Origin of the sequence: Epibacterium ulvae (assembly GCF_018678075.1) — a bacterium.
GTDB classification, from domain to species: Bacteria; Pseudomonadota; Alphaproteobacteria; order Rhodobacterales; family Rhodobacteraceae; genus Epibacterium; species Epibacterium ulvae_A.
In genome coordinates, this window is the sequence record NZ_JAHHIR010000004.1 from 1,761 (window position 1) to 3,309 (window position 1,549).

General features: G+C 54.9%; 3 pseudogenes. 1 reads left to right on the forward strand and 2 read right to left on the reverse strand.

Annotation, left to right across the window (positions count from 1 at the left end):
* A pseudogene (locus KMP13_RS21035) lies at positions 1 to 124 on the reverse strand (IS481 family transposase); the annotation flags it as partial.
* A gap of 58 nt (positions 125 to 182) precedes the next feature.
* Here KMP13_RS21035 and KMP13_RS00430 point away from each other — a divergent pair.
* Positions 183 to 1,266 (forward strand): annotated as a pseudogene (locus tag KMP13_RS00430) (IS3 family transposase).
* Positions 1,267 to 1,297: 31 nt separating this feature from the next.
* On the opposite strand, the pseudogene KMP13_RS20290 reads toward KMP13_RS00430, so the two are convergent.
* A pseudogene (locus KMP13_RS20290) lies at positions 1,298 to 1,549 on the reverse strand (IS481 family transposase); the annotation flags it as partial.

The following is a 1,549-nucleotide window of genomic DNA, read 5'->3' on the forward strand; positions in this document are numbered from 1 at the left end:
CCTCACAGATCATGTCCAAGCGTATCTGCCGGGAATATGCTTTGTTCCGGTTCCGAGGCTGCTCTGCGAATTGGATCCCGTTATCGGTGAGGATCGTGTGGAGGCGGTAAGGCACAGCCTGGACCTGTCCCGGTTTGATGCCGCTCCTTTGATAGCATTTGTTTCAGCAAAGGAGACTGACTATGGGACTGAAACGGACGGACGAATTCCGCCAAGATGCAGTGCGGATCGCGCTGACGAGTGGGCTGACACGCAAGCAGGTTGCTGATGATCTGGGTGTTGGCATGTCGACGCTGAACAAATGGATTACGGCGCACCGAGACACGGATGTGGTGTCGAAAGAGGATTTATGCCTCGCCCAAGAGAATGACCGGCTTCGGCGTGAGAACCGCATTCTCAAGGAGGAAAGGGAAGTGTTTAAAAAGTCCACGCGGTTTGCGAGCATTTCGCCACCGTCCTGCCAGCCGCAGGCAGCGGTCCGATATGGTGACGTTGGCGCACATTAAAGAACAATCGCGCCTGAGCTTGGGCAGCTATGGCCGCCCACGCATGACAGAAGAGCTGAAAGAGATCGGTTTAGATGTGGGTCACCGCCGTATTGGCAGGTTGATGCGCCAGAACGGCATATCAGTTGTGAGAACACGCAAACATAAGGTGACGACAGACAGCGATCATAAGTTCAATATTGCGCCAAGCCTGCTGGATCGTAACTTCTCAGCAGACGCACCCAATCAGAAGTGGGCTGGTGATATCAGCTATGTCTGGACCCGCGAAGGCTGGCTCTATTTGGCTGTGATCCTTGATCTGCATTCCCGAAGGGTCATCGGATGGGCCGTCAGCAATCGCATGAAACGCGACCTGGCGATCCGGGCGTTGAGTATGGCCATCGCGTTCCGGCAACCGCCCAAGGACTGCATCCACCACACAGATCGTGGGTCGCAATACTGCTCTCATGACTATCAGAAGATCCTGCGCCAGCACGGGTTCAAGGTGTCGATGAGCGGAAAAGGCAATTGCTATGAGTTTAAGCTGGTCCGTGCCAGCGGATTGGATGATCCGGGGGATCATCCAAAGGCGCAAAACGCGGCAGTCGAGACGTTCTTCAAAACGACCAAAGCTGAACTGATCTGGCGGCACCCTTGGGAGACACGACGAAAGGCTGAAATGGCCATCTTCGAATACATCAACGGCTTCTACAATCCGCGTCGCGGCCACTCAGCTTTGGGCTGGAAAAGCCCCGTCGCTTTTGAACGGAAAGTGGCTTAAACGAGCACTTGGGGCGGCACAAAAGCGTGACAGGTCCAAACTGGAGTAGATGTTCAAGGAACTCCCAAGCGGTCTTGCGATCCGCTTTTTCCACGAGTTGGGTGACTGCAAACTTGCTGGTCCGGTCAATGCCGACGAAAAGATACAGCTTACCCTCCGCAGTCTGCACCTCGGCAATATCGATATGAAAAATCCGATCGGGTAGCGCTTGAGCTGCTGCCGCTTAGGCTTGTCGCCCTCGACATCCGGCAAGCGCGAGATTCTATGCCGCTGAAGACACCGA